We start from the raw sequence: 7521 nt of genomic DNA, 5'->3' as shown, positions 1-7521 counted from the left end.
GTGGCGACGACAGTTCGATCGGTGTGGGTGCCGGCTTCGGCTGGTAACGCAGGCCTTGCCATCGCAGCGCCTGCGGCCGCTGCGTGCTCGCTCATTCGTTATGCATTTCATCTTGAAGAGGACATCATCGTGATTCAGACCCATCGTTCCCGAACGCTCGCCATCGCCTGCAGTGCCGTACTGTCGCTCGCCAGCGGCATCGCTACCGCGGCCACACCGGATTCCGGCCTGATTACCGCGCAACGTCAGCAGGCCATGCGCGATGCACCGGTCGACGGCATCATCGTCAAATATCGCAGCGGCACAGTGACCGCGCGCAGCGCTGGCTCTGCGTCGGCCGCCACGATCGCTGCGGCGGCATCGCGCGCGGCGGTGGACCTGGCACCGGCCGCGCGCAGCGGCGTGCAAACCGCGCCGACGCATGTGCGTACGTTGGCGGTGGGCAGTGAGTTGATCAGATTGCCCACGCAACTCAGCCGCAGCGACGCCGATCGCCTCGTGCGCGAGCTGCGGGCCGATCCTGCGGTGGAATATGCGCAGATCGATGCCCGCGCATATCCGTTGCAGAGCAGCGGCGGCAGCTTGCCCAACGATCCGCTGCTGGCGAGCAATCAATGGCATCTCACCGATCCGGCCGGCGGCATCGATGCGCCGGCGGCGTGGAAGACCGCGCAGGGCGAGGGTGTGGTGGTGGCGGTGATCGACACCGGCATCCTGCCGGCGCATCCGGATCTGGCCGGCAATCTGCTGCAGGGCTACGACTTCATCACCGATGCCGGCCGGTCGCGACGTCCGACCGATGCGCGCGTGCCGGGTGCGCTGGACCGCGGCGACTGGGAGGCCGAAGACGGCGAGTGCGGCATTTTCTCCGCGGCGCATGACAGCTCCTGGCATGGCACGCACGTGGCCGGCACGATTGCCGAAACCACCGGCAACGGCATTGGCGGTGCCGGTGTGGCCTACAAGGCCAAGGTGCTGCCGGTGCGCGTGCTCGGTCACTGCGGCGGTTCGTTCTCGGACATCAGCGATGCCATCGTGTGGGCGTCCGGAGGGCATGTGGACGGCGTGCCGGATAATCGCGATCCGGCCGAAATCATCAACATCAGCCTGGGCGGCTTTGGCCCCTGCGATTCGGTCACGCAGGCGGCGATCGACGGCGCGGTTTCGCGTGGCGCCACCGTGGTGGTGGCGGCCGGCAACGATGGCTCGGATGTGTCCGGTGCGGTGCCGGCCAACTGCGCCAATGTGGTGTCGGTGGCGGCCACCCGCCTGACCGGCGGGTTGGCGTATTACAGCAATTTCGGCAGCTTGATCGATCTGGCCGCACCCGGCGGCGGCGCGCGCGATCTGGAAACCAATACCTTGTACGACGGCCCGATCGGCAGCTGGGTCTGGCAGACCGGTTACACCGGTAAAACCACGCCCACGTCCGGTCAATTCTCCTATATCGGGCCTGGCTTTGCCGGAACCTCGATGGCCTCGCCGCACGTGGCGGGGACTGCCGCACTGGTGCAGAGCGCCTTGATCGCAGATGGCAAGCCGCCGCTGACACCCGCGGCGCTGGAACGCCTGCTCAAGCGCAGTGCGCGCGCGTTTCCGGTGCAGTTGCCGTTGAACACGCGGGCCGGTAGCGGCATCGTGGATGCGGGGGCTGCCATCGATCGCGCACTGCGCCGCTGCGCCAGCGGCGATCTGGCCTGCCAGCTGGACGCGCAGACGCTGCGCAACAGCGTGCCCGAGCGGGGGGTGTCCAATGTGGCTGGCGATGCCGGCGTCTTCGTCTTCGAAGCGAACGCGGGTGCGGTGCTGAGCTTCATCAGCTTCGGCGGCAGCGGTCAGGCGGCGCTGTATGTCGCCTTGGGCCGCGCGCCGACCGCGACCGACAACGACGGCATGTCCAGTCGCAGCGGGACCAGCCAGACGGTGCGCTTCACCGCACCGCGTGCCGGAACCTATTTCCTCCGGCTCGATGGCGGCAGCTTCGATGGAGTGAGCCTGTTGGCGCGCCAGTGATCCGACACACGGCGGCGCGAGGGGGCGCTGACGTCGGTTTCCTGGCGCAGCGATGCGGGCACGACCGGTCTCATCGCGGACCCTGGTGAGCTGAGGGGTCGGCGCGGCGAGCGCTGGCCCGACTCCTGACCCGTTCCGCGCGGTTTTGCGCAACCAAGCCTGCTGGCGTCCTGCCAGCGGGCTTTTTTGTCTGCTGCGGACAGGCGTATTCAGTTTGAAAATGTCTCACCAGACATGATCTAGACCGCTGTTTTACAAAGAATTATCAAAAAACGAATAAAAGCAAGCCGAAGTGTGATGAAAATCACGCTCAGCTTCGCTTTATGTCAAAAACTTGACGCCGGATTTGACCACTGTTAACACTTCGCTCAGTTCCATGGTTGGGTAGCGTTCACTTTTTGACTATCCAGGGTGCAGCTCACCGCGCACCGCCAGTTGGCCCATGGCGCCAATAACCACGGGGATCGCAGCGGCTGGAAGGCCCACGCGATGGTGGGTGTTCGTCAGAAAACCAGTCCCAACATTCAGGAGCAGTGCGTCGATGAATCGGATTTATCGCAAGGTCTGGAACAAATCGTTAGGCGTGTGGGCCGTGGCATCGGAGTTGGCCACCGGCGATAGCCCGGGCGCAGTGAGCACCGCCGCATTCATCGACCGCCGCCAGAGCCGGTGCCTGGTTGCCGCGATCGCCCTGGCGCTGGGTAGCGCCGGCATCGCCATCCCCCTTTCTGCAATGGCGCAATCGGTTGAAGTCGGCCGCGGCGCGTCGGCGCCTGCCACCAACGCCACCGCCATCGGCGCCGGCAGTCGCGCCAGCGCGACCGGCGCGCTTGCCACCGGTGCCGACAGCAGCGCCAGTGGCGTGAACAGCAGCGCGATCGGCCGCCAGACCAATGCGATCGGCGAGAACGCGGTGGCCATCGGCTACAACAGCTTCGTGCGCCAGAGCGGCGAAAACGGCGTGGCGCTCGGTGCCAACGCCGGCGTGACCGGTGCCAACTCGGTGGCGCTGGGCGCAGGCTCGCGCACCCACGAAGACGATGTGGTGTCGGTGGGCAGCGGCAATGGCCGCGGCGGTCCGGCCACGCGCCGCATCACCAACCTCAGTGCCGGCGTCAACGCCACCGACGCGGTCAACGTGGCGCAGTTGCGCGACGTGGCCGATGTGGCCGAAGACACGGCCATGTTCTTCAAGGCGACCCCGGGCGAAGACAGCGTCGGCGCCTATGTCGAAGGCGATAGCGCGCTGGCTGCCGGCGATGCCGCCAATGCGGTCGGTACGGCGACCACTGCGCTGGGAACCGGTGCCAATGCGGTTGCCGACAATGCCACTGCGGTTGGCGCCAACGCGCTCGCCTCCGGGCAGAACAGCGCGGCATTCGGCCACAACGCGCAGGCCAACGGCCCCGGCAGCGTGGCCGTGGGCGGCGCTGCAGTGGACGAAGACGGCGAGCCGTTGATCACCAGTGGCGGCGTGCCGGTCACCACCGGCGCCACCAGTGCCGGCGTCGGCGGAACCGCCGTCGGCGCCAGCGCCAATGCCGATGGCTTCGCCGCTTCGTCGTTCGGCGTCGGTGCGTATGCGGCCGGTGCGCAGTCTTCCGCGTTCGGTGCGGTCGCCAATGCGGCAGGCGATTACGCCACCGCCGTGGGCACGCAGACCAGCGCCAGCGGCACCAGCAGCACCGCTGTCGGTGGTCCGGCCGATTACATCCCAGGTCTGGGTTTCTTCGTGCAGACCCAGGCCAGCGGCGAAGCGTCCACCGCGCTCGGCGCCGGTGCGATCGCATCGGGCACCTACACCACCGCTGTCGGCACGCTCAGCGAAGCCTCCGGCACCCAAGCCACCGCCGTGGGGTACTTCGCCTACGCACCCGGCGAAGGCGCAACGGCGGTCGGTCCGCAATCCTGGGCCAGCGGCGAGCTGAGCACGGCGTTGGGTTACTACAGCACCGCACGCGGCGCCAACTCGGTTGCGTTGGGCGCCAACGCGATTGCCACGCGCGCCAACACCGTGTCGGTGGGTGCGGCCGGCGATGAGCGTCAGATCACCAACATCGCCGCCGGTACCGAAGGCAGCGATGCGGTCAATCTCGATCAGCTCACCGCAGTGTCCGAGGTTGCCGCCACCACCGCGCGCACGTTCGTCGCCACCGGCGATGGCACCGCGGTTGCCGAAGGCGTCGACAGTGTTGCGGCCGGTTCCAATGCATCGGCTTACGAGAATTACAGCACGGCGCTGGGTTCGAGCAGCGTGGCATCGGCGGTGAACACCACTGCGGTCGGCAGTGGTGCGGTTGCCAATGTCAACAATGCCACCGCGCTCGGCTTCAACAGTATCGCCAGCGACCGCTATGCCACCGCCCTGGGTGCCGACAGCACGGCATCGGGCTTCTATGGCACTGCAGTCGGCGGCACCAGCGTGGCCAATGGTCGCGGCGGTACCGCGATCGGTTTCGAAAGCATCGCCAATGGTCTCGAATCCACTGCGCTGGGCTTTGCCAGCGTGGCCTGGGGCGATACCAGCACCGCAGTGGGTGCGGAAAGCACGGCCTACGGCGCGCGCAGCGTCGCGGTGGGTATCACCTCGGCCGCCAGCGGCAACGTCTCGGTCGCCATCGGCGATAACGCCTATGCCGGCGGTGGGCGTGCGATCGCCATCGGTTCGCAAGCAGTCGGCTATGGCGATCGCAGCATCGCACTGGGCACCGAGGCGTTCGTCGAAGGCGCCGACAGCATCGCGATCGGCGACGGCGCGCGGATTTCGGTCGACAACAGCGTTGCGCTCGGCGTCGGCGCAGTTGCCGATCGCGCCAGCACTGTGTCGGTGGGCACGGCCGGCGGCGAGCGGCAGATCACCAACGTCGCCGCCGGTACCGAAGGTACCGATGCGGTGAATCTGGATCAGCTCACCGCAGTGTCCGATGGCGCCGCCAACACCGCGCGTCTGTTTGCCGGCACCGGCACCGGCACTGCCGATGCGCAGGGCGAAGACGCCACCGCAGCCGGCTCCAACGCCACTGCGGAAGGCGACTACAGCAGCGCGTTCGGCTCCAGCAGCCAGGCCACCGCGATCGGCGCGGTCGCCATCGGCAGCGGTGCCAGCGCCACCGCGCAGTACGCCAATGCGGCCGGTTACAACGCCGCCGCCAGCGGCTACGGCAGCCTGGCCAGCGGCGCCTTCAGTCAGGCCAGCGGCGATTACGCCGTGGCCGTGGGCGGCGAGAGCGAAGCCGCCGGCGCGCAGAGCACCGCGCTGGGTGCGGCAGCAGGTGCCTATGGCGATGGTTCCCTGGCCGCCGGTACGCTGAGCGTGGCCGATGGCAGCGAAACCACGGCGGTGGGCTATTTCGCCAGCGCCAGTGGCGAGTCGGCCACCGCGGTCGGCGCAGAAAGCCTGGCCGATGGCACCAGCGCGGCCGCGTTCGGCTTCGGCGCCGAGGCCACCTCCAACTACTCCACCGCTCTGGGCGGCTATTCCAGCGCGACCGGGTTCAACAGCACCGCGCTGGGCAATTTCAGCACCGCCAGCGGTTCCAATACCGTGGCCGTGGGTGGCGATGCCACCGCAACCGGCGACTACAGCGTTGCAGCCGGCCAGGGCAGTGTGGCCAGCGGCTACAACAGCGTGTCGGTCGGTGGCGCCCTGCTCGGCCTGTTGCCGACCGAAGCCTCCGGCGACTTCTCCACCGCACTCGGCGGCGCGGCATGGGCACCGGGCCTCAACAGCACCGCGCTCGGCAATTTTGCAGAATCCACCGGCGAAGGCAGCGTAGCTTTGGGCGCCGATTCGGTGGCCGATCGCGACTTTGCGGTCTCGGTGGGCAGCGCCGGCAACGAGCGTCAGATCACCAACGTGGCCGCCGGGACCCAGGGCACCGATGCGGTGAATCTGGATCAGCTCAACGCCGTTGCCGAAACCGCGCAATCCACCAGCAAGTACTTCCAGGCCAGCGGCAGCGATGACAGCGATGCCGGCGCCTACGTGGAAGGCGACAACGCCCTGGCCGCAGGCGAGGGCGCCAATGCCACCGGCACCGGCGCCACGGCGTTGGGTGCAGGTGCGCAGGCGGTGGTCGATAACGCAACGGCGGTGGGTGTGAGTGCGCTGGCCAGCGGAATCGGCGCAGCGGCGGTGGGCAACAACGCCCAGGCCACCGGCGAAAACAGCAGCGCGGTCGGCAGCAATGCCCTGGCCAGCGACGTCGGCGCCACCGCAAACGGTGCCGGGGCGCAGGCGATTTCGACCTATACGACCGCGCTCGGCAGCGAAGCGGTGGCATCGGACAACCAGGCCACGGCGGCCGGTTTCCGCAGCACCGCCTCCAATGTCGGCAGCGCCGCCTTCGGTGGCTACAGCGAATCCAGCGGCCGGCTGTCGTCGGCGCTGGGTTACGGCGCGGTGGCCTCGAGCGACTACAGCACCGCGGTCGGTGCCGCATCGCTGGCCTCCGGTGCGAGCGCGGTCGCCGTGGGCGAGTTCAGCGAAGCCACCGGCGACGAAAGCGTGGCGGTGGGGGGCAGCACGTTCTTCGGCTTCATCCCGGCGCGTGCCTCCGGCACCGGCGCTGCCGCATTCGGTGCGGGCGCGTGGGCGACGGCCGACTACACCACCGCCATCGGCTGGAATTCGTATGCCGACGGCGTCAATGCGACCGCGCTCGGTCAGAGCGCTGCGGCACTTGCCGACAACACGCTGGCCCTGGGCGGCGGCAGCCGCGCCGATGCGGTCGGTGCCAGCGTCGTCGGTGTGGATGCATCGGCCACCGGCATCAACAGCACCGGTGTCGGTCGACAGGTCAACGTGATCGGCGAGAACGCGGTGTCGGTGGGCTACAACTCGTTCGTGCGTCAGAGCGCGGTCAACGGTGTGGCCCTGGGTGCCAATGCCGGTGCGACCGGTGCCGATTCGGTGGCGCTGGGCTCGGGTTCGCGCAGCGACGAAGCCGACACGGTGTCGATCGGCAGCGGCAATGGCCGCGGCGGTCCGGCCACCCGCCGTATCGTCAATGTCAGCGATGGCCAGGCGGCGACCGATGCGGTCAACAAGGGCCAGCTGGATGCCCTGGCGGCCGATGTGCAGACCACCAACGGCATGGTGCAAACCACCGGCGAAGGGGTGGCCACCGCGACCGGTGATCGCGCCACTGCAGCGGGTGCCGGCGCAACCGCCAGCGGCGCACGCAGCGTGGCGATCGCCTCCGGCAGCCGCGCGTCGGCCACCGGCGCCAGCGCCATGGGTGTGGACAGCAGCGCCAGCGGCGTGAACAGCACCGCGATGGGCCGGCAGACCAGTTCCATCGGCGAAAACGGCGTGGCGCTGGGCTACAACTCCTTTGTGCGCCAGAGCGGTGCCAATGCGGTGGCGCTGGGTGCCAATGCCGGTGCCAGCGGTGCGGACTCGGTGGCGCTGGGCGCGGGTTCGCGTACCTACGACGCCAACGTGGTGTCGGTCGGTAGCGGCGATGGCCGCGGCGGCCCGGCCACGCGTCGCATCGTCAATGTCGG

General features: G+C 68.5%; 2 protein-coding genes. Both read left to right on the top strand.

Features of this window, described 5'->3' with window-relative positions:
- Positions 1-255 precede the first annotated feature (255 nt).
- Positions 256-2013 (top strand): S8 family peptidase, encoded by a 1758-nt coding sequence (locus XaplCFBP3123_RS21020; RefSeq protein ID WP_429001645.1) that lies wholly within the window; start codon positions 256-258, stop codon positions 2011-2013.
- A gap of 541 nt (positions 2014-2554) precedes the next feature.
- Positions 2555-7521: ESPR-type extended signal peptide-containing protein (locus tag XaplCFBP3123_RS21015; protein WP_104535792.1), on the top strand; the 4967-nt coding region annotated here is incomplete at its 3' end.

It is taken from the genome of Xanthomonas arboricola pv. populi (genome assembly GCF_002939945.1).
In the GTDB taxonomy this organism is placed as follows: Bacteria; Pseudomonadota; Gammaproteobacteria; order Xanthomonadales; family Xanthomonadaceae; genus Xanthomonas; species Xanthomonas arboricola_A.
Note: the sequence above shows the minus strand (reverse complement) of the source record. Positions and strands in the feature narration are given on the sequence as shown.

Bases quoted from the DNA above. Each gene is read 5' to 3' on its own strand.
- XaplCFBP3123_RS21020 (WP_429001645.1), top strand. From the start codon at position 256: ATGCGCGATGCACCGGTCGACGGCATCATCGTCAAATATCGCAGCGGC.